Genomic DNA, 24,230 nt, shown 5'->3' with positions numbered 1-24,230 from the left:
AGGGTGTTCGGCAGGGGTGTTATCCACAGGTTTCAGGTAGTTGCATGGGTGGGGTTGTCGTGACGGTGGGTAGTCGGGAGAGGATTTGGGTATGTCGCCTCTTGGTCGTCGTCGAGATCGTGGGTTGGTTCGGTCGGGGGAGAAGGTCGTGGTTGCGCCGGAGCCGCATCCGTCCGGGGCTCGGCCGCCTGCTATCCCGGGTGAATTGGTTCCGAAGCATGTGGCGATCGTGATGGATGGGAACGGGCGGTGGGCCAAGCAGCGGGGGCTGGCCCGGACCGAGGGTCACAAGGCGGGTGAGGCGAGCCTGCTGGATGTGATCAAGGGCGGGATCGAGATCGGGGTGAAGTACATCTCGGCGTACGCGTTCTCGACGGAGAACTGGGCGCGCTCGCCGGAAGAGGTGCGGTTCCTGATGGGGTTCAACCGCGAGGTGATCCACCGCCGGCGCGACGAGCTGGATGCGATGGGGGTCCGGGTGGTGTGGTCCGGGCGGCGGCCGCGGTTGTGGAAGAGCGTGATCGACGAGCTGGAGAACGCGCAGGAGCGGACCAAGGACAACGACACGATCACCCTGCAGTTCTGCGTGAACTACGGCGGTCGCGCGGAGATCGCCGACGCGATGAAGTCGATCGCGCGGGATGTTGCCGCGGGCAAGCAAAAGCCGGACCGCATCAACGAGCAGACGATCGCGCGGCACCTCTATGCGCCGGACATCCCCGAGGTGGACCTGTTCGTCCGGTCGTCGGGCGAGCAGCGTACGTCGAACTTCCTGGTCTGGCAGCTCGCGTACGCCGAAATGGTCTTCCTCGACACCCTCTGGCCCGACTTCGACCGCCGCGATCTCTGGCGCGCGATCGAGCTCTACGCCCAGCGCGACCGGCGGTACGGCGGCGCGATCCCGAACGAGGTTGTTGCCGAAGGCTAGGCGCGGGAACGGCCGTTGGACTCACCCGCGTCTACCCTGATCGGAAGATCCGCCACGGACAATGCAGCAGCCGGGCGAACGACGAAGGACGACTACTGATGGCGAACGAGGCGGAGATCGCCGGACGGACCGATCTGATCGCGAAGGCGATGATCGAGACGAACAGGACGATGCGCGACGTGCTCAACGACCTGGGAGAGGTCGACAAGGGCATCGGTCGGCACCTGGAGGACGTCCAGAGACTCGCCGGGAGCGCCGGCAACGTCCGTGCCGCGGAGCACGCAGCGGAGCAGGTCGGGGCGGTCGCCCAGCGGACCCGGGACCCTCAGACCATGGACCAGTGGAGCGACGCCGACATGCGGGTTCGCCGGACGTTCGGGACGTCGCAGGTCGCCGCGGGTGAGCTGTCGTCGCGGATCGGCAACAGTCAGCGCGGACTCGAGGAGATCCGCAACAGGCTGGCCCAGAGCAGGGGCCGGCTCGATCAGGCCATGAAGCACCTCGACGCGCTCGACCAGCTTCCCGAGTACGCCGGTTCGCAGCAGTCGACCGGCCTGCGTGCCCGGCTGGACCAGCTCAAGGTCGTCACCGCTCGCGCCGACGCCGGAGTCAGGGAGACGGTGGAGGGGCTCGGAGGGGCCCGGCGGTCGGCGGCGGCGTTCGAGAACAGTCAGGTGCAGATCGGCGAGTCCCGGCACTCGAAGGCCGTCGAGCAGACCAGCGAGTCGCTGAGGTTCACGGTGACACAGGCCCGCACCCGCCTGCGCGACACGGGGAACACGATCTACGACGAGCGGACCCAGGTGGGCGAGGCGGCCCAGTACGCCATCAACCAGGCCAACGAGAGTCAGGCGACGCAGCGGGATCCCGAGCTGGCCGACGCGCTACGGGCAGGCTCGAATCCCACGCCGCAAGCGGCTCAGCAGGTCGGCCGTGGTCCCGCGGAGCAGGACCTTCGTCACCGCCTGGACGGCCCGTCCCAGGACGCCAGCCTCAATCGGTGATCAGCCGGCGTCCCAGGACGCCAGCCTCAATCGGTGATCAGCGGCCGGGGGACGGGAGCAGGCCGCGTTCGATCGCGACGGTGACCGCGTGGGTGCGGTCGTCGACGTCCAGCTTGGCGAAGAGACGCTGGAGATGCGTCTTCACGGTCGCCTCGCCGATGTACAGCTCCCGCCCGATCTCCGCGTTGCTGAGTCCCCGCGCCACGGCGGCCAGGACCTCCAGTTCGCGCGGTGACGGCTGCGCAGCCGGCGGCGCCGAAGGTGTCCGCAACCGCGACATCAGCCGAGCCGCGACAGGCGGAGCCAGGACCGTCTCGCCACGGGCCGCCGAACGGATCCCGTCCAGCAAGTCGGCATGAGGCGTGTCCTTCAGCAGATACCCCGCCGCGCCCGCCTCGACGGCGTGCAGGATGTCGGTGTCGGTGTCGTACGTCGTCAGCACGAGTACGCGCGTCGACGGATAGCCGGCCACGATCGATCCGGTCGCCCACACCCCGTCCCGCCCCGGCATCCGCAGGTCCATCAGTACGACGTCAGGCTTCGTCGACTCGACCTGCGCCAAAGCCTCCGCGCCGTCGCCCGCCTCGCCGACGACCGAGATGTCGTCGGTCACCGCCAGCATCCCGATCAGCCCGGACCGCACCACTGGATGGTCGTCGACCACCAGAACCCGAATCACACATCCTCCCCAGCAGGAACCAACACCTGAATCCGGGTGCCGTGACCAGGCGAGCTCTCCACCTGCACCGACCCACCCGACTCCTCGACCCGCCCGCGCATCGCGTTCAGCCCGAACCCACTCGACACCGCGGCCGGCGTGAACCCGGACCCGTCGTCGCGGATCTCGATCCACACCCCACCGTCAGACAGCCCCAGCGTGATCCGCACCTGAGTCGCCCGAGCGTGCTTCCGTACGTTCGCCAGCGCCTCCTGCGCCGACCGCAGCAACACCACCTGCTGCGCCTGCGGCAGCGCGGCGACCTCCTCATCCGGAAGGTCCAACGACACCTGCACATTGACGCCAGTCTCGGCCGCGAAGCGCTCGCCCTGCCGCCGCAGCACCTCCGTCAACGTTGCCTCTGACAACGCAACCGGGGTGAACGCGGCAACCAGTGCGCGGGCCTCGGCCAGGTTCTCCCGGGCGGTGTCCTCGATCGCGGCCAGCCGGGCCGAGGCTCCGTCCGTCCCGCCGCGCCGTAGCTCCACCGCGGCGGTCTGCGCCAGCATCACGATGCTCGTCATCCCCTGCGCGAGCGTGTCGTGGATCTCCCGCGCCATCCGCTCCCGCTCGGCCATCACGCCGGCGCTATGGTGGGCCTCGGCGAGCTCGTCCCGGGCCGACTCCAACTGCTCGATCAGCACCGCCCGTTGCTGGCTCTGCGTGATCACCTTCTCGATCCAGATCCCGAACAGCAGGCTCACCACGAGGCTGACCAGCATCCACGGGAGGATCTCCCAGAGCCCGTCCCAGCCCCAGCCGGCGCTCCACAATTGAGCCGAGCCGACACCGATCACCAGCAGCAGACTGAGCCACGCGCTCTCGCGCACGCTCTCGCACAGCAGCCAGATCTGCGCGGACGCGATGAACATCAGGAACACCGCCTGCGGATACAGCCCGACCATCACCATCAGGCACGCGATCAGCACCAGCCGGTACGCGTACGCCGGAAGCGCCCGCCGCGACGCGATCGCCGGCAGACCGATGAACTGGTACGCCGCCCCGAGCACCACGACCGCCCCGACAAACGCGACCTGCCGGGTCCGGTCGAGATCACCGAAGAACGACAGTACGAGCGTCATCGCCAGTAGCACCCAGAACACGATGTGCCACCCGACGAGGGTCCGGGTCCACACCGGCTGGCCGGCTCCGGAAGAGGTCTCCACGGCAACCATCTTCCTCCACACCAGGATCCAGACCCGAGGTCCGGTCCGGGCAGGGGTACGACGCCGGGCCACCGGCGCCGGCGTCGTACCGCAGGGGTTGTTCATCAGCCCGCGTCCCGGCGGGTCCAGCGGAACACGCGCTGGGCGACGATCAGGCCGACCACCAGCCAGACCGTGAGGACGACCGCGCCGAGGCCGAGCTGCCACGAGCCACCCGGCTCGTTCGCCTCGAGCGCGGCCGGCAGGAACACCGACCGCATCCCCTGCGCCAGCCACTTCAGCGGGAAGAACTCCGCCACCGTCTGCATCCAGGCCGGCAGGCTGCTGTAGACGAAGTACACACCGGACATGAACTGCAGCAGCAGGACGATCGGCGTGATCACCGCGGACGCGGCCTTGCCGGACTTCGGTACGACGCTGAACGCGATCCCGAGCACCGTTCCCGACGCGGTTCCGAGGACGAAGATCCAGGCGAAGTTGACCCATTTGGCCGGCTCGGACGGGAGGTCGACGCCGAGCAGCAGTCCGGAGATCGCGAGCAGCAACGCGATCTGCAGGATCGAGGTGATCAGGACCTGGCCGATCTTGCCGATGAAGTAGGCCTGTTGTGGCATCGGCGTACCGCGCAGCCGCTTCAGCAGGCCTTCGTCGCGCTCGAGCGAGATGCTGATCGCGAGCGACTGGAAGCTGCTCAGGAAGATGCCGGAGGCGATCATCCCGGGCGTGAAGTAGGTCGCGGCGTTGACGCCGTTGAAGTCGGTACTGCCGAAGACGGCGGAGAAGATGCCGAGGAAGATGATCGGGAAGAAGAAGGTGAAGATCAACGCCTCCCGCTCCCGGAAGAACTCGCGGACCTCGAGCTTGGTCCGCGCCAGGCCGACCGAGAGCGTCGAGGGCAACGGCTTGGTGGTCAGGGTGTCGGCCATCAGAGTGCTCCAGCTTCGATCGCAACAGAGACGGTCTCGGTGTCGGCGGCGGCGGTGGCCTTGCCGATCAGGTCCAGGTAGATGTCTTCCAGGCTCGGACGCCGTACTTCGAGCTCGGGTACTTCGCCGCCGAAGCGCTGCATCAGCGCGGCGACCTCGGTGGTCGGCTGGTCGGTGCGCAGCTCGTGCGGGCCGTCGGCGTCGCTCCAGGTGACCCGGGCGGTCCGGGCTCCGCGCCCGCCGAGCGTCTCCGGCGTACCGATCTCGATCATCCGCCCGTCCGCGATCACCCCGACCCGGTCGGCCAGGTGCTCGGCCTCGTCGAGGTAGTGGGTGGTGAGCAGGATCGTGGTGCCTTCGGTGCGCAGGTCCTCGATCAGCGTCCAGAACTGCCGTCGCGCCTCGGGGTCGAACCCGGTCGTCGGCTCGTCCAGGAAGAGAAGCTCCGGGTTGCCGATGACGCCGAGCGCCACGTCGAGCCGGCGGCGCTGACCGCCGGACAGCTTCCGCGGGCGGGTCTTGCGCTTGTCCTGCAGTCCGACGGCGGCGATCACCTCGTCCGGGTCGCGCGGGTCGGGGTAGTAGGCGGCGTAGTGGTTGACCAACTCGGCCACCGTCGACTCGGCCTCGTCGCGCGAGGTCTGCAGCACGATCCCGAGCCGGCTGCGCCACACCCGGTCGCCCTGACCCGGGTCGGTGCCGAGCACGCTGACCTCTCCGGCGTCGGCCCGGCGATACCCCTCCAGGATCTCCGTGGTCGTCGTCTTGCCGGCCCCGTTCGGCCCGAGCAGGGCGAACACCTCACCCCGATGGATGTCCAGGTCGACCCCGTCGACCGCGACCTTGTCCGGGTACCGCTTCACCAGGCCCCGAACCCTCACTGCGTCTGTCTGCATGCCTCAACTTTCCCGTCCGGACCGCGTCCCCCGGGAGCACCGCCCGGTGGACTCGCTGTCCCCCGACCGGTGGACAGAGGTGTACCGAAGAACAGGAGGTGGTCGGCTCGGGGACGTCTCGGCCGGGGGTGTTCAGGCGGGCGGTGGGATGTACGTAGACGACTACGTCCTGTTCTTCGGTACGGCGGTGGCGAGTCAAGGCCAGGCCAGATAGCGTCGGGGAATGGCTCAGACGGTGCGTGGTGTGGTGGCGAAGGGCAAAGGCCTACCGGTGTCGATCGAGGAGATCACCATCCCCGATCCCGGGCCGGGGGAAGCGGTGGTGAAGGTCCAGGCGTGCGGCGTCTGCCACACGGACCTGCATTACCGCGAGGGCGGCATCAACGACGACTTCCCCTTCCTGCTCGGCCACGAGGCGGCCGGCATCGTGGAGAGCGTCGGAGCCGGTGTCACCGACATCGAGCCCGGCGACTTCGTCGTCCTGAACTGGCGGGCCGTCTGCGGCAACTGCCGTGCCTGCCTGCGCGGCCGCCCCTGGTACTGCTTCAACACCCACAACGCCAAGCAGAAGATGACGCTGGCCGACGGCACCGAGCTCAGCCCGGCCCTCGGCATCGGCGCGTTCGCCGACAAGACGCTGGTCGCGGCCGGCCAGTGCACCAAGGTGGATCCGGCCGCGAAGGCCGAGGTCGCCGGTCTGCTCGGCTGTGGCGTGATGGCCGGCCTCGGCGCGGCCATCAACACCGGCAATGTCGGTCGCGGTGACAGCGTCGCGGTGATCGGCTCCGGCGGCGTCGGTACGGCGGCAGTCGTCGGCGCGCGGCTCGCCGGGGCGGCCAAGGTCATTGCCATCGACATCGATGAGCGCAAACTGCGGACCGCGCAGGAGCTCGGCGCCACCCACACGATCAACTCCAAGGGCCTCGACCACGACGGGGTCGTGAGCGCTGTCCAGGAGCTGACCGGTGGGTTCGGCGCGGACGTGGTGATCGATGCGGTCGGCCGTCCGGAGACGTGGAAGCAGGCGTTCTACGCGCGGGACCTGGCCGGCACCGTGGTCCTGGTCGGCGTACCGACGCCGGACATGACGCTCGAGATGCCGTTGCTGGACTTCTTCGGCCGCGGCGGTTCGCTGAAGTCGAGCTGGTACGGCGATTGCCTGCCGACCCGGGATTTCCCGCTCCTGATCGACCTCCACCTGCAGGGCCGGCTACCGCTGGACCGCTTCGTCTCCGAGACGATCGCCCTGGACGAGGTGGAGGCCGCGTTCACGAAGATGCATCACGGAGACGTGCTGCGGTCGGTTGTGGTGTTCTGAAGGAGATCCACACATCGGGGGTCGCGTCCGGCTTCCCGGCGATCGGACGGCGTTCCGAGGTCCAGGCGTCCCCGGAGACCTCGGTCGCGACCCGGTGCCAGAACCGGACGGCCTTCGGGTTGTTCTCCTGGAACGCGACCTCGCACGGTCCGGGGTGATGGGCCAGCACTTCCAGCACCGCCCGCAATCCAAGCCCATTGCGCCGGACCGGCCGCACCATGAAGAAGGCGTTCAGCACCCGCACCGGTTGCGTGAGCGCGCGCATGAAACAGAAGCCGACCGGGCTATCACCGCTGTAGAACAGGTACCCGGCCCAGTCCGGGTCCCCGGTGAGCACCTTCTCCAGCCACTCGGTCCGGTAGCTCCCGTCCGGCCGCGGCAGTTGCCCCTGGAACTCGGACATGTCGTGACGGAACATCAGCCACAACCGCTCCAGCACGACTCGATCCTCCGCAGCGGCTCGCCGTACGAACATAGGTCTCCTTAGACGGTCTGAGAACGCAGAAAAGCCTCCCGCCGGAAGAAGATCCGGTACGGAAGGCTTACTACGGTCAGTTTATCAGTCCTGCGCCGCGGTGGTCCCGGCGACCCAGTTCATGTCCGGGTACCGCGTGCCCACCGGCGTGAGCTTGGACAGCGAAAGGATGTCGTCCTCCGACAGCTCCACTGATAGGGCGCGAGCGTTCTCCTCGAGGTAGCGACGCCGCTTGGTCCCTGGGATCGGCGCCACGTCGTTGCCCTGAGCAAGCACCCAGGCGAGTGCGATCTGCCCGGGCGTCGCGTCGTACCGTGCGGCGACCGCGCGGATCTCCTCCACCAGCGCCAGGTTCGCATCGAGGTTCTCGTCGGCGAAGCGGGGGAGCGTACGGCGGTAGTCGTCGGCGGCCAGGTCCTGCGGCAGGGCGCCGGTCAGCATGCCGCGGCCGAGCGGCGAGTACGGCACGATCCCGATGCCGAGCTCCCGGCACGTCGGCAGCACCGACTCCTCGATGTCCCGGCTGAACAGCGACCACTCGGTCTGCACCGCCGTGATCGGGTGAACCGCGTGCGCCCGCCGGATGGTGTCCGCCGACGACTCCGACAGCCCGAGGTACCGGACCTTGCCGGCATCCACCAGCTCGGCCATCGCGCCGACGGTCTCCTCGATCGGTACGGCGGGATCCGCTCGGTGCTGGTAGTACAGGTCGACGTGGTCGAGACCGAGCCGGTTCAGCGATCCGTCGATCGCCGACCGGACGTACGACGGCGATCCGTTCACGCTCCGCGCCGCGGCGTCACGCGGATCGTTGATGATGCCGAACTTGGTGGCGAGGAACACCTCGTCGCGGCGGTCCGCGATCGCCCGGCCGACGAGTTCCTCGTTGGCGCCGAAGCCGTACATGTCGGCGGTGTCGAGGAAGGTGATGCCGAGGTCGAGCGCCCGGTGCAGCGTCGCGACCGACTCGGCGTCGTCGGTCTCGCCGTACGCGTAGCTCATTCCCATACAGCCCAGTCCGAGTCGGCTGACCTCGGCGCCTTCGCTACCTAGTTTCATGACTATCTCCTCAGAGGGTTTTGGCATGGCTCCGCCGCCGACGGACCATGAGTGGTCGTGGGCCGAGCAGAACCCGATTTACGGAGCGGCAGTGCCGCCGTACGTGCTGATCTTGTAGTCGGTCACCGCAAGCGCGACCTGCAGATCGCGCATCCGGCGCTGGATGCCGGCCCGGTGCTCTTCCATCAGAGCGAGCCGCTGCGGGGCGGTGTGATCGCCTTGCGCAACCAGGTCCAGGTAGTGACTGATCGTGCCGATCGGCATGTCGGACGCGCGGAGCCGGGTGACGAACATGATCCGGCCCATCGCCTGCCGGTCGTAGCTGCGGTAACCGGCGTCGTCCCGGCCGACCTGGACCAGCCCGATCCGTTCGTAGTACCGCAGGGTGTGGGCGGTGAGCCCGGTGATCGCGGCGGCCTCCGCGATCGACAACTGCTCCGGCAGGTCGTCCGGAAGCTCGAGCAGCCCCAGCAACCGCACATCGACCGGCGGCTTGAGCAGCTCCGTGGTGTTCATGTCTTCGACCGTACGCCTTCGAGCGCACTCAAAGGCAAAGGTGACCTGGGCCACAGTCAGGCGAGGAGATCCCGGGTGAGGGTGCCGGCCGGCCAGGTGGCGTACTCGGTGCGTTCGACCACGCGGCCGAGTCGCTGGCCGCGGCCCTCGAGACGATCTCCACCCGGCTCGCCGAGCATCTGGGAGAGGAGGAGCGTGACGTGGTGCCGCTGATCGCGGCGCACATCACGCAGGCCGAGTGGGACCGTCTCGGGAAGGTTGCCTTCAGCAAGTTCAAGCCGGATCAGCGGTTCACCGCGATGGGTGAATTGCTCGCGACCGCTGACCCTGACGAGTCCGCCCGGATGCTGGCCGATCTGCCGGCTCCGGTGCGGTTCATCTGGTGGCTGGTCGGACGCCGGCGGTACCAGCACTTGATGGTGGCGGTCCGCGGCTCCTGACCTAGGCGGTCTGCTGGCAGTCCCCGCAGGTGCCGAAGATCTCCAGGGTGTGGCTGACGTCGGCGTACCCGTGCTCGGCCGCGACCTTGTCGGCCCAGCGCTCGACCGCCGGACCCTCGACCTCGACGGTGCGGCCGCAGTTGCGGCAGACCAGGTGGTGGTGGTGACCCTTCGAGCAACGCCGGTACGCCGTCTCGCCGTCGGTGGTGCGCAGGACGTCGACCTCGCGGGAGTCGGCGAGGGCCTGCAGGGTCCGGTAGACGGTGGTCAGGCCGACTGCCTCACCCGCGCCTCGGAGCTCCTGGTGGATCTCCTGGGCGGTCCGGAAGTCGTCGAGGTTGTCGAGCGCGGACGCGACCGCCGCGCGCTGACGGGTCGAGCGTGTTCCGATGGCCACCGTTCCTCCTGTCCTCAAGTCACACCGATTGTCTCAGAAGTCAGCAAATCAATGCTCATCCCAGTGATCACCGTGCGCCGCGTGCAGGTGACCGTCGTGCACATAGTCGACGTGGTCGCCGTGCTCTACCTTCTTGTGACCGCACTGCTGATTGTGTGCGTGCGGGTGCCCGGCGCTCACCACATGCGGCTCCGGCGCCGGTACGCCGATCTCCGGCTCCTCGTCCTCCAGCGGCAGCGCCCGCCCGGACCGCCGCCGCAGCAGCGTCCCGATCGTCGCCGCCACCACGAACCCGGCCAGCGCCAGTACGACGATGGTCGCGCCCGGAGCCACATTGGCGTTGTACGACGTGACGATCCCGGCCAGGCACGCGAGCACACCGATCACGCATGCGGTCACGAACGTACTGCGGAAGGACCGCGTCAACTGCTGTGCGGTCGCCACCGGGACAACCATGAGTGCACTGACCAGCAGCAGTCCGACAGTCCGCATCGCCACAGTCACAGTCACGGCAGCCATCACCGCGATCACCAGGTTGAGCAGCTGGACCCGGAGTCCCGTCGTACGAGCGAACTCCTCGTCCTGGCAGACCGCGAACAACTGCGGTCCCAACCCGATCGCCACGACCAGGACCGTGACGGCCAGCCCGACGACGACGTACAGGTCGCTGGGCGACACCGTGGTCAGTGAGCCGAACAGATAGGTGTTCAGAGTGGCTGCGCCTTGCCCGGCCAGGCCGATCAGCAGCACACCGCCCGCGATACCGCCGTAGAAGAGCAGTGCTAGCGCTACGTCGCCACTGGCCTTGCCGCGGGCACGGACCAGCTCGATCGCGGTCGCACCGGCGATGGACACGAGCACCGCGGTCAGCACCGGCGCGCTCCCGGTGAGCAGGCCCAATGCGACACCAGTGATCGCGATGTGCCCGATGCCATCACCCATCAACGACAACCGCCGCTGCACCAGGTAGGTCCCGATAGCCGGAGCCGACAGCCCGGTCAGCAGGCCGGCGATCAACGCCCGCTGCATGAACTCCAACTGGAACATGGTCATGAGGTCAGCCACCCGGGTTCGTCACCAGTGTGTGAGTGGTGGACATGAGCGTGGGTCTGGGATGCGTGCGGCGGGCCGTCGTACACGATGCGGCCGCGGCGGAGGACGACCGAGCGGTCGATCAGCGCGTCCATCGGGCCGAGGTCGTGGCTGACCATCACCACTGTGGTGCCGCGGGCGACCCGCTCGCGGATCGCGTCGGCGAAGATCTGCTGGCTGGCCAGGTCCACGCCGGCGGTCGGCTCGTCGAGGATCAGCAGCTCCGGATCGGACACCAGTGCCCGGGCGATCAGGACCCGCTGCTGCTGCCCGCCGGACAGCTCGGCCACCCCGTCCTTGCGCCGGTCGGCCATGTCGACGATCTCGAGCGCCTGCTCGATTGCCTGCTTCCCGGCCACTCCCAGCGGGGTGAACATCCGCCGCTTCGACAGCAGCCCGGACGAGACCACCTCGTACACGGTCGCGGGTACGCCGCCGGCCGCGGTGATGCGTTGCGGTACGTAGCCCACCCGGCGCCACTCGCGGAAGCGGGGGACCGGCGTACCGAAGAGGCGGACCTGCCCGCGCGCGGCCGGCAGCAGACCGACGATGGTCCGGATCAGCGTGGACTTGCCGGAGCCGTTGGTGCCGAGGACGGCGACCACCTCACCCTGGCGGATCTGCAGGTCGACGCCCCGGAGCACGAGACGACCGCCCAGGTCGACCGAGAGATCGGCGACCTGGACGGCCTTCGCGGTGCTTTCTTGTGCTGTCACGAGCAGCTGTTCGCCTTCCGGAGCTCCTGGAGGTTCTCCTGCATCAGGGTCAGGTAGGTCTCGTGAGAGTTGGCGTCGGACAGCCCTTCGATCGGGCTCAGTACGGCGGTCTGCACGCCGACGTCCCGCGCGATCGTCTCGGCCACCTTCGGGCTGACCAGCTCCTCGTAGAAGATCGTGGTCACGTGCTGGGCCTTCACGATGTCCTGGACCTCCTTGATCCGGGCCGGGGTCGGCTCGGCGTCCGGGGTGAACCCGGCGATGCCGACCATCGTCAGACCGTATCGCTTCGCGAGGTACGCGAAGGCCTGATGACTCGTCACGAAGGTCTTCAGCTTGCAGTCGGCCAGACCGGTCTTGTAGTCGGTGTCGAGCTTGCCGACCTGGGCCAGGAGAGCGTTGGCCCGGGTGTGGTAGCCCTCGGCGTTCGCGCTGTCGGTGGCAGCCAACTTCTCCTCGACCGCCTTCACGACGTCGGCGTACCGGACCGGGTCGAGCCAGAAGTGCGGGTCGAGCGCGTCCTCGGTGTGCGCGGCCGGGGCCGCACCGCCGGGCTCCTCGTGCTCCTCGAAGTCGGCGCCGGTGGCTTCGAGCTTGGCGGCCGGGGCGACGTCGAAGCCGGCGTCCTTGGCGTTCTGGTCGACGGCCTCGTCGACGGCCGGCTGCAGGCCCTTCTCATAGACGACCAGCTTCGCGCTGGCGACCGTACCGACCTGCTTGGGAGTGAGTTCGAGGTCGTGCGGCTCGACGCCCGGGGCGGTCAGGGTGGTGACGTTCACGGCATCGCCCCCCACTGTGCGGGCGATGAACTCGAGCGGGTAGAACGAAGTCACGACGTCGAGCTTGCCGCTACCGGAGCCGCCGGCGGCCGAGCCGCTACATCCAGCCAGGGTGAGGGCGGCCAGGGCGGTGGCGCCGGCGACGACAGCACGAGCACTAGATCTCATGACAATCATTTTCATTTAACTGGAAGTGATTGTCAAAACAGGGAGTTGACCGATGGCCAGCCGTTCTGCCGGGCACCGCCGCGCCGACCACCGGAGCAACCGCAGACGCCGGCTGGAAATTCCGCGCGGTCATGGGCACGGTCATGGTCACGGGCACGGCGACCACGTGGTCGACACCTCGGTGGTGAACTCGGATGCGATCGTCGCCCGCCGCGTCCGGATAGTGGTCGCCGCGATCCTGATCCCGCTGATCACGGCCGCCGTGGTGTCGATGATCGTGCTGTGGCCGGGCGGTGATCTGAAGGTCGCGTCGTACCAGACCGCCACCGCCCGCGGCGAGGTCACCGCGCTCAAGGCGTGCCCGGATCCGAAGAACAAATGCGACGAGGCGACGGTCAGGCTCACCAGCGGCCCGGACAAGGGAAAGCTGGTGCCGATCGAGGTCCCGCAGGCCGGCGCGACCCCGCTCCCGGTGAAGGTCGGTCAGTCGGTCATGCTCGGGGTGCAGGACGCGCCGACCATCGCCGACCGGTACTCGTACGTCGATCACGACCGGAGCAAGCCGTTGCTGGTGCTGGCCCTGATCTTCGCGATCGCGGTCGTGGCGCTGTCGCGCTGGCGTGGTTTCGCGGCGCTGATCGCGCTCGCGGTGACCGCGGTGATGCTGACGCAGTTCATCCTGCCGGCGATCCTCACCGGCGAGAACGCACTGGTGGTCGCGGTGGTCGGCGGCACGGTGATCATGGCGATAGCGCTGTTCCTGACGCACGGGATCAATGCGGAGAGTTCGATAGCGCTGTCCGGAACGATCGCGGCGCTCGGGCTGACCGTGGTACTCGGATGGTTCTTCACCAAGTTCTGTCAGCTGAGCGGCTTGGCCTCCGAGGGCGCCTCGGCGGCCAAGCAACTCGCGCCGACCATCGACCTGACCGGGTTGCTGGTGGCCGGCATGGTGATCGGTGCGCTGGGTGTGCTCGACGATGTCACCGTCACGCAAGCGGCAGCCGTCTGGGAGTTGTCCGCGGCGAACCCGGCCGCGACTCGGCGTGAGCTGATGGGCGCAGGTCTGCGGATCGGCCGTACCCACGTCGCTTCGGTGGTCAACACGCTCGTCCTCGCGTACGCCGGCGCCGCGTTGCCGACCCTGCTCGTCTTCGCGATCCAGGATCTTCCCGGCCGGATCGTCCTCTCCACCGAGACGGTCGCCATGGAAGTCGTCCGCGGCCTGGTCGGCAGCCTCGGCATCATCGCGGCCGTCCCGCTCACCACCGCCCTGGCCGCGATGGCCGTCGCGGACCGCTCACGGGACCTGGTCACCGCCGAACCGGAACACATCCACAACGCCTAACCGAAAATCACCCCTTCCGCACAGCCTGCCAAGCGAATCGCCAAAGAGCTGCGCTGGCTTGGAGATCGCCTGACCGCTCTGGGGCTGGAGCCCGTCGACTAGACCGCGCTGACTCTGGAGTGGATCGACTAGACCGCTCGGGGCGCTCTGGTCAGGTCTGAGTAGTCGGGGAGTGGCACTGAGGTCAGCGCCTTGCCGGCGGCGTTCTGCGACCAGATGAACCGCTGGACCGGGATCGGCAGCTTCGGCACGGCCGCAGCCGCGATCGGCATGAGCCGCACTGCGCCGGGACCACTGGGGATGATCGAGCGCATCACCTGCGGTCCGATGCCCCGGCTCAGATCGACCAGCCGGCGTATCGCCCTCTCGTAGTTCCGCAGGCCGGACGGCGGATCGCTGCGAGCCGCGGCGAGTTCACCGGCCAGGATGTACGCCGTCACCACCGCCAGGCTGGTGCCGCCACCCACAGCCGGAGCTGGGCAGAAGCCGGCGTCGCCGACGAGTGCGATCCGGCCGCGCTGCCAGGTGTCGAGCGTGATCTGCGAGATCGAGTCGAAGTAGAAATCATCGGCCGCGTCCAGGTGCTCGAGGAGCTGTGGCACCTTCCAGCCGTAGTCGCGGAACTCCTTGCGCAGCAGGGCTTTCTGCTCATCCTTGTCGCGGTAGTCGTAGCGCAGTTCGTGTGGCGTCCGGAACAGGAAGGTCGCTCGCTCCTGGCCGGTTTGGTGTACGCCGTACGCGCCGCACAGCCGGTCGACGCTCAGGTGACCGAGCATCCGGTCGCCGAGACCGAGGACGGCCGGCATCGAGTACACCGCGAGGTAGCCGCCGAGTGGCCGGCGCATCGACTCCTCGGGGCCGAAGACGAGCCGGCGGACGTTCGAATGCATGCCGTCGGCACCGATCACCAGGTCGAACCGGCGTTCCTCGCCGGACTCGAACGACACGTCCACACCGGCACCGTCGTCGTTCAGGCTCGCGATCGAGTCGCCGAAGAGGTACTCGGTGCTGTCGCGGGTGGCGTCGTACAGGATCGTGGTCAGCTCGCCGCGGAGGATCTCCACGTGGCTGCTGGCGATCCCGGCGTACAGGCGGCTCAGGTCGATGTGCACCGGACGCTTGCCGAAGCGCTCGATCGTCATCGACTCGATCCGGGTCCGGGCCGCCTCGATCGCGTCCCAGCGGCCCATCCGGCGCGCGACCTCGGAGGCCGGGCCGAACAGGTCGACGGCGTGCCCGCCGAGACCGTGCCGCATCGCCGGCGTGCGCTCGACGATCGTCGGCTCGAAACCGTAGCGGTGCAACCAGTAGGCGAGCACCGGACCGGCCACGCTCGCGCCCGAGATCAGGACCTTCATGACGACCCCCTTCGATTCGCTTACTTAACGGAAGGTAAGCAATCCGGCGCGACGTTGTCAATGGCTTACTTACCGGAAGGTCAGCTAACCTTTCGGGTATGCCGAGACAACGGACCGGAGACACCCGGGCGCGGATCCAGCAGGTCGCGCTCGAGTTGTTCACCGAGCAAGGGCTGCAGCAGACGAGCCTGCGCGACATCGCCGACCGCCTCGGCGTGACCAAGCCGGCGCTCTACTACCACTTTGCTTCGCGCGAGGACCTGCTGAACAGCCTGGTCCAGCCGATGATCGAGGACTTCGAGGCGTACGCCGCCGAGCAGCAGGAAGCCGCGCCCGTCGAGACCCGTGAGCTCCTCGGGTCGTACTTCGATCTCGCCTACAAGCACCGGATTCTGATCCAGCTCGCGATCCGCGATCTGTCCGTGCTGCAGGAGCTCAAGCTCGCGGTCCGCTTCATCGAGTGGCGGCAGCAGCTGACCGAGCTCCTGATCGGGGCGTCCCCATCCCTGTCCGACCAGGTCCGGGCCATGGTGGCCATCGGTGGCCTGTCCGACTGTGCGGTGATGATCGACCACGTCCCGGTCACCGAGCTACGGACGGCCGCCGTCGACGCGGCGTACGACAGCCTGGGTCGTTCGTGATCAACCGTTTGCGATACGGGACACTGCGAACAACAGGATGACGAGGATCGAGAAGATCCGGAGCAGCCGGGGTCCGGTGGTGACGACCGGCCAGGACAGGAAGCCCAGCCAGGACAGCAGCAACGCCAGCAGGATCAGGGCGGGGATGGCGACGGGTACGGGCGCGAACACGCCGGCCAGCGCGAGCACCAGGGTGATCCCGGGCAGGGTGAGCTTCGGCATGCCGTGCAGCCGCGCCACGTACGGGTAGCTGAACTTCGTGATCCGCTGCCGGAGCGGACTCACCGGCTGACTGCCCTGGGAACTCATTGCTCCATTGTTCCAGGTGCAATGAGTTCCGCGGACATCTCCTTACGGGATGAGCTGGTAGAACCGCCAGAACGGGTGCTCGATCGGCAGTACGTCGACCCGCGAGAACCCGGCGTGCTCGGCGAGGTGGCGCAGGTGGCCGGTCCGCAGCATCGTGCCGACGACGTCGGAGTCGGCCTCGACCCGGCCCTGCGGCGTACACCAGATGACGCTCGCCGCCGCCAGGAAGCGCTGCACCTCGTCGCCCGGCGTGGTCAGCGCGTCGTCGGCGCGTTCGTCCATGACGATCACCGAGCCGCCCGGCGCGAGTCCGTCCCGCGCGGCGGCCAGCGCCTCGACCGGGTGGGCGAGGTCGTGCAGGCACTCGAAGAACGTCACCACGTCGTAGCACGGGCCGTTGGCGGACACCGCGGTACCGTCGCGGACCTCGAAGTCCACCTGGCCGGCGACGCCCTGCTCGGTCGCATTGCGACGGGCTCGCGAGATCGAGTCCTCGTCGTTGTCGAACCCGTCCACCCGCACGGCCGGGTAGGCCTTGGCCAGCTCGATCGCCGACCAGCCGGCGCCGGTGCCCACGTCCGCGACCCGTGCGCCTCGGGTCAGCAGGTCGTGCAGGCCCGGGATGGCGGGCACCCATTCGGCGACCAGAGAGTTGACGTACGCCGGCCGGTTCAGCGCCTCCTGGGCTTCGACCGCCTCCGGGCCGTACGCGCCGTACGGCACGCCCGAACCGGTCCTGAAGGCATCGACCAGCACTGGGAACGCCCGGCCGACAGCCGGTGCGATCGCGGCGAGACCGCCGGCGAAGAACGGATTCGCCGGCTCCAGCAGTGCCTCCCGAACACCCGGCGCCAGGTCGTACCGGTCGCTCCACACGTCGGTCCCGTCGATGGTGAGCAATCCGCTGATCGCCTGCGACTGCAGCCATTCGACCAGGTAGCGCAGGTCGACGCCGGTCTGGTCGGACAGCTCGGTCGCCGTGAGTGGACCGGCATCTCCGATCGCGCGGTACAGCCCGTGCACGTCGCCGAGGTAGATCGTGAACAGCTCGGCCGCACCCAGTGCCGCGCCGAACAGGCGGCCGAGAACGGTTTCCGCAGGTGCAGTGTCGATGGTGGTCATGGCAGTGCCCTTTCTCGTGGGTTTGCTTTCACCCACTCAGGCGCCAGGTGTGGTCTGGCAATGCCAGGTGACCTCGTCCTCGGGCTCGTAGACGCACTGGCGGCCGGTCCGGACCGATACGCGCAAGTGCCGCCCAAGTGCCGGGTGCACCTGTTCGATCGCCTTGACCGCGGTGCCGATGCGCATCGAGACGGCCTTCCGGCTGCGCTCCACCGGGTCGCCGGCGGTGCGGGCCCGGCCGCCGAGTCCGAGCGCGCTCGCCAGTTCGCGCGCCAGGAAGTCCCGTTCGGCCCGGGCCTTCTCGGCGCGGATCAGGTCGTGGTCGGCCTCCGCCTCGGCGAGATCGTCCTCCAGCCCACGCAATCGCTCGCGATACGCGGCGCGCGCCTGATCGTCGAGCACCGGGCCGAGGCCGCCGCCGACCCGCCCAGGACCGGACAGATCCAGGACACTGACCGGGACACTCGGTTGCGCCAGCAGGACCGCGATGTCGCGGATGCCCTTGGAATCCGGGATGTGCACGCTGACACCGCGCCAGCTCACTTCCCAGGTAGCGCCGTCGCGGCGCAGTTCGCCGGTGTCCACGACCCTGCGGACCCGGGCGGCGCCGAGTTCGGCCAGCGCCTCCTCGGTCTCGGCGACCAGCGTCTCGGCGCCGGCGGCACGGTGTGCGTCGAGCGCGGTCTCGAGCAGCTTGCGCGCATCAGATCGTCCGAGCCGCGCCGCGAACCGGCCGAGGAACAGCTCGACCTGCCCCAGACACGCCCCGCCGACGCCGTCGATCACCCACAGCCCGGCGTACGGCGCCAGTGCCTCGGACGCGATGGTCACCGCTTCGTCATCGCCGAGCAGGCGGCCCGCCTCGCCGAACAGAGCGACCGACTCCAGCCACTCGGCATCTTTCGGAATCGCCGCCAGGCCACCGCGGACGCGGCGTCGAACGATGCCACGCGCTCGTTCGACGGCACCGGCCCGGGCCAGATAGCAGGCGGCCGGTCCGTCGATCATCGGGTGGTCGGCGTACGGCGCCATCACCTGCTCGATGTACTCGCGCAGGCGGGGGACGGTGCCAGTCGCGTGCGCATACGCTGCCCGCAGTGCGAACACCATCAGTCCGGCGTTGACGCTGTCGGCATCGTCGGCGAGTTCCCTGGCCCGCGCGATGCAGGTAGAGGCGTCGTCGAGAGCACCGGCCATCAGCGCCCGCATCCCCTGCCAGATCGGCACCAGCCAGCTGTAGAACGGCAGCCGGAGCGGCGACACCGCTCGTGCGAACGCGGCTATTTGTACGTCGGCATCGGCGAACCGGCCCTGTTCGAGAAGGGCCACCACCAGCGATCGGCGCGCCAGCAGGACGAGCGCCACGTCGGCGGTCGCGACGGCCGTCGCCAGCATCCGCTCGGCGGCCGCGACGCGTTCGGCGACCTGGTCGGGTCCGGCGAAGACATCGCACCAGGCCGCCAGGGCCGCGACCTCCGCGCGTGGATCGCCCGCATCGCGCGCCAGCGCGACCGCGTCCTGCGCCAGCGCGCGCGGCCCGTCGCCGTGGTCGGTCCGGGTGCGACCGAGCGCGAGCCGTGCGAAGGCAGCTGCCTTGAGCGCGCCATCCGCCAGCATCGGCGCCGCCTGTTCCAGCAGCCGGATCTGCTCGGTGTCGGCCAGATCGACCTCGAACCCGCCGAGTCCTCCACCCATTGCCAGCACGGCCCGCGCGACGGTCTCGGCATCCGCGCTCGCGACGGCCTGCCGAGCCACCGCGCGCAACGTGTCCCGGCCGGCGGCCAGCGCCCCGGCCAACACCTGGGCCTCACCGAGCTCGAGGCGCGCCGCGGGGTCGGTGTCATCGGCCCAGCGGTAGAAGCGCACCGCCTGTTCGTATCCGGATCGGCGCATCGCGGCGCGCGCGGCGATCAGCGCGAACTCCCGGGAACGCTCCTCCGCCTCCGGATGACCGATCGCGGCTCGGTAGTGCGCTGCGACCTGGCCCGCGTTCGCCTCGACCAGCGCCGGGCGGCAACACGAGTCGATCAGTGGCAGTCCGGTCGTCACGTTGTGCACCCCGGTCGGGCAGCAGCGCCCGGTGAGCGCCTGTCCCGCCAGCAGGTGCAGTTTCGACCGTTGCAGCGCGCCGAGACCGGAGTACACGACCTCACGAACGAGCGAATGCGCGAACCGGACCCGGTCCCCGTCGACCTCGGCGAGCCGGGCCGCCACAGCCTCACCGAGCAGGGCGAGAACGTCCGCGGTCGGCGTGCCCCGGACTGCGGCGATCAGGCGGATGTCCGCCTCCTCACCCAGTACCGAGGCCGTCGCGAGGACGTCGTACGCGTGCTGGTTCAGGCGCGCCAGCCGTCGTTCGAGCACCTGGCGCACGCCGGTCGGCGTCTCCAGGGACGCCGTCCCGCGGGCCGCGTGCAGCCGGGTCAGTTCCTGGACGAAGAACGGGTTCCCGCCCGTCCGTGCGTACACCGCGTCGGCATAGCCGGCATCGGATCGGCTGCCGAGGACCTGCTCGACGAGTTGGCCGGTCGCCTCCCGGTCCAATCCGCTCAGAGCAAGGCGGACGAAGGAGACCGGCAAGCCTCGCAGTACGTCCGCAGCGGGCTCGGTGAGGTCCACAGCGTTGTCGCGACTACTGAGCAGGAGCAGACAGCTCAGCTCCGGCAGGACGCCGACCACGAACTGCAGCAGGGCCAGCGTCGGCCCGTCGGCGATGTGAACGTCCTCGAGGACGATCACTGCCGGTTGTTGCGCGGTGGCTGCCGCCAGTTGGTCGGCGACTTCGGCGAAGACGGCCACGCGGCCGGTCGCCGCGGCCGCCGGCAGAGCGGTGGGGATGCCGAGAGCGCGGAATGCCTGCCGCCACGGCCAGTACGGCATCGTCTCGGTCTCCGGGCAGCGCCCCCACACCACTCGGACACCGCGGTCGCGCGCCGTGTCCGCGAAGGACGCCGCTGTGGTCGACTTGCCGATGCCCGCGTCACCCAGCAGGAGCGCGCCCTGACCACGTCCGCGCTCGACCTCGTCCAGCAGACCGGCGAGGGCCGCGAGCTCCCACGTCCGGCCGACCACAGGCTCGGGCATACCGCCACTGTGCGGCGGCGGCGGCCGGAGCGGAAGTGCTGATCGGCGTCCGTGTGCGTCACGTAAGGTGAGCCGCGTGTTCGTGGTGATCAGGTTCCGGGTGACAGAGGCCGAGCAGGCGGAGTTCGCCGTCCGGGCGCAGGCCGCGGTCGACGTCCTGGCGCAGCAGAAAGGGTTCGTCGCAGCGCAAGTCGGGCGCAATGTCGATGACCCGGAGTTGCTGGCGCTGAACCTGGAGTGGGAGAACGTCGGCAGTTACCGTCGGGCGTTGTCGCCGTACGACGTGAAGCTGACCGCCGTGCCGCTGCTGTCCCAGGCGATCGACGAGCCGACTGCCTACGAAGACCTCGCCGCGATGCTTCCGTAGCACTGATGCGGCGGCGAGCGCCCTGGACCGATAGCCTGGACCCTTCCGTATTGCAACTGCCTGTTCTGGAGTCTAAAAGTGCCCGTGGAAACCGTCGATGCCGTCGTCAGCCTCAGTAAGCGGAGAGGCTTCGTCTACCCGTGCGGCGAGATCTACGGCGGTACCAAGTCGGCCTGGGACTACGGGCCGCTCGGCGTCGAGCTGAAGAACAACATCCGGAACCAGTGGTGGCGGGCGATGGTGACAAGCCGTGACGACATCGTCGGCCTGGACTCGTCGGTGATCCTGCCGACCAAGGTCTGGGAGGCCTCCGGCCACCTGTCCGAGTTCGTCGACCCGCTGACCGAGTGCCAGTCGTGCCACAAGCGGTTCCGCGACGACCACCTGCGCGAGGACTACGCCCGCCGGAAGAACAAGGACGCCGACGAGGTCAAACTCGCCGAGATCGCCTGCCCGAACTGCGGGAACAAGAACACCTTCACCGAGCCGCGGATGTTCAACGGCCTGCTGAAGACCTACCTCGGCCCGGTCGAGTCCGAGGAAGGCCTGCACTATCTGCGCCCGGAGACCGCGCAGGGCATCTTCATCAACTTCGCGAACGTGATGGGGACCGCCCGGAAGAAGCCGCCGTTCGGCATCGCCCAGGTCGGCAAGAGCTTCCGCAACGAGATCACCCCGGGCAACTTCATCTTCCGGACCCGCGAGTTCGAGCAGATGGAGATGGAGTTCTTCGTCGTGCCGGGCAGCGACGAGGAGTGGCACGAGTACTGGCTGAAGACTCGCTGGGACTGGTACACGGGCCTCGGTCTGAACCCGGACAACATGCGCTTCTACGAGCACCCGCAGGAGAAGCTGAGCCACTACTCGAAGCGCACCGTCGACATCGAGTACAAGTTCAACTTCGGCGGCAAGGAGTTCGACGAGCTCGAGGGCATCGCGAACCGGACCGACTTCGACCTGTCCACGCACTCCAAGCACTCCGGCGCCGACCTGTCGTACTTCGACCAGGAGAAGGGCGAGCGCTGGACGCCGTACGTGATCGAGCCGGCGGCCGGCCTGACCCGCAACGTGCTCGCGTTCCTGCTCGACGCCTACACCGAGGACGAGGCGCCGAACGCCAAGGGCGGCGTGGACAAGCGGACGGTGCTGCGCTTCGACCCGCGGCTCGCGCCGGTCAAGGCCGCCGTACTGCCGTTGTCCCGTAACGCCGACCTGTCGCCGAAGGCTCGCGATCTGGCCACCGAGTTGCGGAAAAACTGGAACGTCGACTTCGACGACGCCGGCGCGATCGGCCGCCGGTACCGTCGGCAGGACGAGATCGGTACGCCGTACTGCATCACCGTCGACTTCGACACCCTCGACGACCAGGCGGTGACGATCCGGGAGCGCGACTCGATGAAGCAGGAGCGGGTCGCGCTGACCGAGGTTACCGGCTACCTCGCCCAGCACCTGGTGGGTTGCTGACGATGGTGCTGTCGGGGCAGCGGTTGCGCTTCGGGCTGGCCGTTTTCGGTCTCTCCGCACTCGCGGTGTTCCTGCTGTCTGCTTGCTCGGACAGCAAGCCGGAGGCTGGTTCCACGCCTTCGACCGGGTCGTCGTCATCTTCGAGTGCGCCGATCCCGACCGCCTCGACGCCCGCCTTGACTCCACTGCCGACGCCGTCGAAGCCGTGGCCGACGCCGAAGGTGACCGGCGCGCCGGAGAACGACGCGCCGCTGGCCGACCGGATCCGGTTCGCGATCGCCAAGCAGGCGCAGATCGCAGCCGGCAAGGCCGCCACCACGACGGTGAAGTGCCCCGGCATCGAGACCGCCGAGACACCCGGGAAGCACGAGCTCACTTGCACGGTCACGTACGCCGGGAAGCCGTACGGCGGGACGCTGACGATCGACGCGAAGCAGTACAGCGCGTCGTACAAGTTCACCTCCGAATCGGTCGCCATCGTTCGGGCGAAGGTGGTCGATGCGGTCCTGCGGACGGTGACGGACGCGGCGAAGGTCACCTGCACGATGGATGATGTTGCCGTGGTCAAGCATTCCGACGCCGGTATCGCCTGCGACGTGACGACGACGGCGAACGCCGTACAGCCTTACAAGGCACAGGTTTCGGGCAACGGCCAGGTCCTGGTGGCAAAGGCTGGTTGAGATGCTTCCCCCACCCCACCACCCCGGTCGCATGCTGAAGTTGGGCAACCTCACGATCGACACACCCGTGGTGCTGGCGCCGATGGCCGGTATCACGAATGCGGCGTACCGGCGGCTGTGTGCCGAGCAGGGCGCCGGGCTGTACGTGTGCGAGATGATCACGTCGCGCGGGATCGTCGAGGGTGACCAGAAGTCGCTCGACATGCTGACGTTCGACTCGCGTGAGACGGTCCGCTCGGTGCAGTTGTACGGCGTGGATCCCCTGTATATCGGGCGTGCGGTGCAGATTCTCTGCGACGAGTACGGCGTCGCACATATCGATCTGAACTTCGGGTGCCCGGTGCCGAAGGTGACGCGCAAGGGCGGTGGCGCGGCCCTGCCGTGGAAGCGCAACCTGCTCGGCGCGATCCTGCGGTCGGCGGTGCACTCGGCGACGCCGTACGGCGTACCCGTCACGATGAAGACGCGGATCGGGATCGACCAGGATCACCAGACGTATCTCGACGCCGGCCGGATCGCTTCGGACTCCGGCGCCGCGGCGATCGGGCTTCATGGGCGTACGGCGGCGCAGGCGTACTCGGGTCAGGCGGACTGGTCCGCGATCGCCGCGCTCGTGGAGCATGTGGACATCCCGGTGCTCGGCAACGGCGATATCTGGGAAGCCGGCGACGCACTCCGGATGGTCGCCGAGACAGGGTGCGCCGGCGTCATCGTCGGCCGCGGCTGCCTCGGCCGCCCGTGGCTCTTCCGCGACCTGGCCGCCGCCTTCGCCGGCGGTGAGACCCTGAACCTCCCGACGCTCGGCGAGGTAGCCACCGTCATGCGCCGCCACGGGGAGTTGCTGGCGGATCTGATGGGGGAGCCGCGCGGCCTCCGCGACTTCCGCAAACACGTCCCCTGGTACCTCAAGGGTTTCCCAGCCGGCGGCGAACTCCGCGCCGCCCTCGGCATGGTCGAGTCGTTGGCCCAGCTCGACGAACTGCTGGCCCAACTGGACCCCACCGTCCCCTTCCCCGTCGCCGAACTCGGCGCCCCCCGAGGCCGCCAGGGCAGCCCCCGAGACCACATCGTCCTCCCGCAAGGCTGGCTGGACGACACCGACGGCCTGACCGCCGACCTGGCCGAAGCAGAAATCGGCGTCTCCGGCGGCTGAGCACCCGCCTTCGGTGGCGGCAGTTCTCTTGGCCCTGGCCCGCATGGTCCGGAAGTCGGGGGCTCGTACGTCTTGGCGGGGCCGTGAACAAGTTATGCCCTGTTCA

The 24,230-nt window shown here is 68.7% G+C and carries 26 protein-coding genes; 10 read left to right on the top strand and 16 right to left on the bottom strand.

Annotated features, from left to right (window positions below; genetic code table 11):
• The first annotated feature begins 148 nt into the window (after positions 1–148).
• A complete protein-coding gene (locus tag ACZ3HV_RS27925) occupies positions 149–928 on the top strand; it encodes an isoprenyl transferase (RefSeq protein WP_465688232.1) in 780 nt (259 codons plus the stop codon).
• Between the two features lie 98 nt (positions 929–1,026).
• The gene (locus ACZ3HV_RS27920) at positions 1,027–1,932 is read left to right on the top strand and encodes a hypothetical protein (protein WP_465688230.1); all 906 of its coding nucleotides are present in this window, start codon (positions 1,027–1,029) and stop codon (positions 1,930–1,932) included.
• Positions 1,933–1,969: 37 nt separating this feature from the next.
• On the opposite strand, the gene ACZ3HV_RS27915 is transcribed toward ACZ3HV_RS27920, so the two are convergent.
• From ACZ3HV_RS27915 to ACZ3HV_RS27900, 4 genes are all read right to left on the bottom strand, one after another.
• Positions 1,970–2,611, bottom strand: a complete 642-nt coding sequence (locus tag ACZ3HV_RS27915; RefSeq protein WP_465688228.1) for a response regulator — start codon at positions 2,609–2,611, stop codon at positions 1,970–1,972.
• Positions 2,608–3,816, bottom strand: a complete 1,209-nt coding sequence (locus ACZ3HV_RS27910) for a sensor histidine kinase (protein ID WP_465688226.1) — start codon at positions 3,814–3,816, stop codon at positions 2,608–2,610. The genes ACZ3HV_RS27915 and ACZ3HV_RS27910 overlap by 4 nt, the downstream gene beginning before the upstream one ends.
• Before the next feature lie 104 nt (positions 3,817–3,920).
• Entirely contained in the window at positions 3,921–4,742 is an 822-nt protein-coding gene (locus ACZ3HV_RS27905) for an ABC transporter permease (RefSeq protein WP_465688224.1), read from the bottom strand.
• Positions 4,742–5,638 (bottom strand): ABC transporter ATP-binding protein, encoded by an 897-nt coding sequence (locus tag ACZ3HV_RS27900; RefSeq protein WP_465688222.1) that lies wholly within the window; start codon positions 5,636–5,638, stop codon positions 4,742–4,744. The genes ACZ3HV_RS27905 and ACZ3HV_RS27900 overlap by 1 nt, the downstream gene beginning before the upstream one ends.
• 223 nt (positions 5,639–5,861) lie before the next feature.
• Between ACZ3HV_RS27900 and ACZ3HV_RS27895 the strand changes: the two genes are divergently transcribed.
• Positions 5,862–6,956, top strand: a complete 1,095-nt coding sequence (locus ACZ3HV_RS27895; protein ID WP_465688220.1) for an S-(hydroxymethyl)mycothiol dehydrogenase — start codon at positions 5,862–5,864, stop codon at positions 6,954–6,956.
• On the opposite strand, the gene ACZ3HV_RS27890 is transcribed toward ACZ3HV_RS27895, so the two are convergent.
• The 4 genes from ACZ3HV_RS27890 to ACZ3HV_RS27875 form a co-directional block, all read right to left on the bottom strand.
• Entirely contained in the window at positions 6,907–7,431 is a 525-nt protein-coding gene (locus tag ACZ3HV_RS27890) for a GNAT family N-acetyltransferase (RefSeq protein WP_465688218.1), read from the bottom strand. The two genes, ACZ3HV_RS27895 and ACZ3HV_RS27890, sit on opposite strands and share 50 nt — an antisense overlap.
• A gap of 84 nt (positions 7,432–7,515) precedes the next feature.
• Positions 7,516–8,490: an aldo/keto reductase gene (locus ACZ3HV_RS27885; RefSeq protein ID WP_465688216.1), complete on the bottom strand. Its 975-nt coding sequence runs from the start codon at positions 8,488–8,490 to the stop codon at positions 7,516–7,518.
• Between the two features lie 78 nt (positions 8,491–8,568).
• Entirely contained in the window at positions 8,569–9,006 is a 438-nt protein-coding gene (locus tag ACZ3HV_RS27880) for a MerR family transcriptional regulator (RefSeq protein ID WP_360379976.1), read from the bottom strand.
• A gap of 56 nt (positions 9,007–9,062) precedes the next feature.
• Entirely contained in the window at positions 9,063–9,185 is a 123-nt protein-coding gene (locus ACZ3HV_RS27875; protein WP_465688214.1) for a hypothetical protein, read from the bottom strand.
• Between the two features lie 21 nt (positions 9,186–9,206).
• On the opposite strand from ACZ3HV_RS27875, the gene ACZ3HV_RS27870 reads away from it, so the two are divergent.
• A complete protein-coding gene (locus ACZ3HV_RS27870; RefSeq protein ID WP_465688212.1) occupies positions 9,207–9,446 on the top strand; it encodes a hypothetical protein in 240 nt (79 codons plus the stop codon).
• A gap of 1 nt (position 9,447) precedes the next feature.
• Here the strand turns inward: ACZ3HV_RS27870 and ACZ3HV_RS27865 are convergent, their stop codons facing one another.
• The 4 genes from ACZ3HV_RS27865 to ACZ3HV_RS27850 are packed head-to-tail and all read right to left on the bottom strand — an operon-like array spanning position 9,448 to position 12,598.
• A complete protein-coding gene (locus tag ACZ3HV_RS27865; protein ID WP_465688210.1) occupies positions 9,448–9,843 on the bottom strand; it encodes a Fur family transcriptional regulator in 396 nt (131 codons plus the stop codon).
• A 48-nt stretch (positions 9,844–9,891) separates the two neighbouring features.
• Positions 9,892–10,896, bottom strand: coding sequence for a metal ABC transporter permease (locus ACZ3HV_RS27860; protein WP_465688359.1), 1,005 nt, complete (start codon positions 10,894–10,896; stop codon positions 9,892–9,894).
• Positions 10,893–11,651 (bottom strand): metal ABC transporter ATP-binding protein, encoded by a 759-nt coding sequence (locus ACZ3HV_RS27855; RefSeq protein ID WP_465688208.1) that lies wholly within the window; start codon positions 11,649–11,651, stop codon positions 10,893–10,895. Before ACZ3HV_RS27855 ends, ACZ3HV_RS27860 begins: the two co-directional genes overlap by 4 nt.
• A complete protein-coding gene (locus tag ACZ3HV_RS27850; protein WP_465688206.1) occupies positions 11,648–12,598 on the bottom strand; it encodes a metal ABC transporter substrate-binding protein in 951 nt (316 codons plus the stop codon). Before ACZ3HV_RS27850 ends, ACZ3HV_RS27855 begins: the two co-directional genes overlap by 4 nt.
• Positions 12,599–12,650: 52 nt before the next feature.
• Here ACZ3HV_RS27850 and ACZ3HV_RS27845 point away from each other — a divergent pair, with 52 nt between their 5' ends.
• The gene (locus ACZ3HV_RS27845) at positions 12,651–13,946 is read left to right on the top strand and encodes a YibE/F family protein (protein WP_465688204.1); all 1,296 of its coding nucleotides are present in this window, start codon (positions 12,651–12,653) and stop codon (positions 13,944–13,946) included.
• Positions 13,947–14,074: 128 nt separating this feature from the next.
• On the opposite strand, the gene ACZ3HV_RS27840 is transcribed toward ACZ3HV_RS27845, so the two are convergent.
• Positions 14,075–15,304, bottom strand: a complete 1,230-nt coding sequence (locus ACZ3HV_RS27840; protein WP_465688202.1) for an FAD-dependent monooxygenase — start codon at positions 15,302–15,304, stop codon at positions 14,075–14,077.
• A 98-nt stretch (positions 15,305–15,402) separates the two neighbouring features.
• On the opposite strand from ACZ3HV_RS27840, the gene ACZ3HV_RS27835 reads away from it, so the two are divergent.
• Positions 15,403–15,945, top strand: a complete 543-nt coding sequence (locus ACZ3HV_RS27835) for a TetR/AcrR family transcriptional regulator (protein WP_465688200.1) — start codon at positions 15,403–15,405, stop codon at positions 15,943–15,945.
• Here the strand turns inward: ACZ3HV_RS27835 and ACZ3HV_RS27830 are convergent, their stop codons facing one another.
• The 3 genes from ACZ3HV_RS27830 to ACZ3HV_RS27820 are packed head-to-tail and all read right to left on the bottom strand — an operon-like array spanning position 15,946 to position 20,460.
• Positions 15,946–16,254: a DUF6703 family protein gene (locus tag ACZ3HV_RS27830; RefSeq protein ID WP_465688198.1), complete on the bottom strand. Its 309-nt coding sequence runs from the start codon at positions 16,252–16,254 to the stop codon at positions 15,946–15,948.
• A gap of 42 nt (positions 16,255–16,296) precedes the next feature.
• Complete coding sequence (locus ACZ3HV_RS27825) at positions 16,297–17,376, bottom strand: class I SAM-dependent methyltransferase (RefSeq protein WP_465688196.1); 1,080 nt, start codon at positions 17,374–17,376, stop codon at positions 16,297–16,299.
• Between the two features lie 36 nt (positions 17,377–17,412).
• Positions 17,413–20,460, bottom strand: coding sequence for an ATP-binding protein (locus tag ACZ3HV_RS27820; protein WP_465688194.1), 3,048 nt, complete (start codon positions 20,458–20,460; stop codon positions 17,413–17,415).
• Positions 20,461–20,536: 76 nt separating this feature from the next.
• Between ACZ3HV_RS27820 and ACZ3HV_RS27815 the strand changes: the two genes are divergently transcribed.
• The 4 genes from ACZ3HV_RS27815 (at position 20,537) to dusB (ending at position 24,124) form a co-directional block, all read left to right on the top strand.
• Positions 20,537–20,827, top strand: coding sequence for an antibiotic biosynthesis monooxygenase family protein (locus ACZ3HV_RS27815; protein WP_465688192.1), 291 nt, complete (start codon positions 20,537–20,539; stop codon positions 20,825–20,827).
• 78 nt (positions 20,828–20,905) lie between these two features.
• Complete coding sequence (locus ACZ3HV_RS27810) at positions 20,906–22,291, top strand: glycine--tRNA ligase (protein ID WP_360376648.1); 1,386 nt, start codon at positions 20,906–20,908, stop codon at positions 22,289–22,291.
• A gap of 2 nt (positions 22,292–22,293) precedes the next feature.
• The gene (locus ACZ3HV_RS27805) at positions 22,294–22,971 is read left to right on the top strand and encodes a hypothetical protein (RefSeq protein WP_465688190.1); all 678 of its coding nucleotides are present in this window, start codon (positions 22,294–22,296) and stop codon (positions 22,969–22,971) included.
• 31 nt (positions 22,972–23,002) lie between these two features.
• Positions 23,003–24,124 carry a tRNA dihydrouridine synthase DusB gene (gene dusB / locus ACZ3HV_RS27800; protein ID WP_465688188.1) on the top strand — a complete coding sequence of 374 codons (1,122 nt, stop codon included), beginning with the start codon at positions 23,003–23,005 and terminating at the stop codon, positions 24,122–24,124.
• Positions 24,125–24,230: the final 106 nt, after the last annotated feature.

It is taken from the genome of Kribbella sp. NPDC020701 (genome assembly GCF_055562215.1).
This window is presented reverse-complemented; position numbering and strand designations above follow the sequence as displayed.

Bases quoted from the DNA above. Each gene is read 5' to 3' on its own strand.
- ACZ3HV_RS27890 (WP_465688218.1), bottom strand. From the start codon at position 7,431: ATGTTCGTACGGCGAGCCGCTGCGGAGGATCGAGTCGTGCTGGAGCGG.
- ACZ3HV_RS27875 (WP_465688214.1), bottom strand. From the start codon at position 9,185: ATGCTCGGCGAGCCGGGTGGAGATCGTCTCGAGGGCCGCGGCCAGCGA.
- ACZ3HV_RS27835 (WP_465688200.1), top strand. From the start codon at position 15,403: ATGCCGAGACAACGGACCGGAGACACCCGGGCGCGGATCCAGCAGGTC.
- ACZ3HV_RS27860 (WP_465688359.1), bottom strand. From the start codon at position 10,896: ATGACCATGTTCCAGTTGGAGTTCATGCAGCGGGCGTTGATCGCCGGC.
- dusB (WP_465688188.1), top strand. From the start codon at position 23,003: ATGCTGAAGTTGGGCAACCTCACGATCGACACACCCGTGGTGCTGGCG.
- ACZ3HV_RS27885 (WP_465688216.1), bottom strand. From the start codon at position 8,490: ATGAAACTAGGTAGCGAAGGCGCCGAGGTCAGCCGACTCGGACTGGGC.
- ACZ3HV_RS27830 (WP_465688198.1), bottom strand. From the start codon at position 16,254: ATGAGTTCCCAGGGCAGTCAGCCGGTGAGTCCGCTCCGGCAGCGGATC.
- ACZ3HV_RS27845 (WP_465688204.1), top strand. From the start codon at position 12,651: ATGGCCAGCCGTTCTGCCGGGCACCGCCGCGCCGACCACCGGAGCAAC.
- ACZ3HV_RS27805 (WP_465688190.1), top strand. From the start codon at position 22,294: ATGGTGCTGTCGGGGCAGCGGTTGCGCTTCGGGCTGGCCGTTTTCGGT.
- ACZ3HV_RS27880 (WP_360379976.1), bottom strand. From the start codon at position 9,006: ATGAACACCACGGAGCTGCTCAAGCCGCCGGTCGATGTGCGGTTGCTG.
- ACZ3HV_RS27825 (WP_465688196.1), bottom strand. From the start codon at position 17,376: ATGACCACCATCGACACTGCACCTGCGGAAACCGTTCTCGGCCGCCTG.
- ACZ3HV_RS27820 (WP_465688194.1), bottom strand. From the start codon at position 20,460: ATGCCCGAGCCTGTGGTCGGCCGGACGTGGGAGCTCGCGGCCCTCGCC.
- ACZ3HV_RS27920 (WP_465688230.1), top strand. From the start codon at position 1,027: ATGGCGAACGAGGCGGAGATCGCCGGACGGACCGATCTGATCGCGAAG.
- ACZ3HV_RS27850 (WP_465688206.1), bottom strand. From the start codon at position 12,598: ATGAGATCTAGTGCTCGTGCTGTCGTCGCCGGCGCCACCGCCCTGGCC.
- ACZ3HV_RS27900 (WP_465688222.1), bottom strand. From the start codon at position 5,638: ATGCAGACAGACGCAGTGAGGGTTCGGGGCCTGGTGAAGCGGTACCCG.
- ACZ3HV_RS27840 (WP_465688202.1), bottom strand. From the start codon at position 15,304: ATGAAGGTCCTGATCTCGGGCGCGAGCGTGGCCGGTCCGGTGCTCGCC.
- ACZ3HV_RS27905 (WP_465688224.1), bottom strand. From the start codon at position 4,742: ATGGCCGACACCCTGACCACCAAGCCGTTGCCCTCGACGCTCTCGGTC.
- ACZ3HV_RS27895 (WP_465688220.1), top strand. From the start codon at position 5,862: ATGGCTCAGACGGTGCGTGGTGTGGTGGCGAAGGGCAAAGGCCTACCG.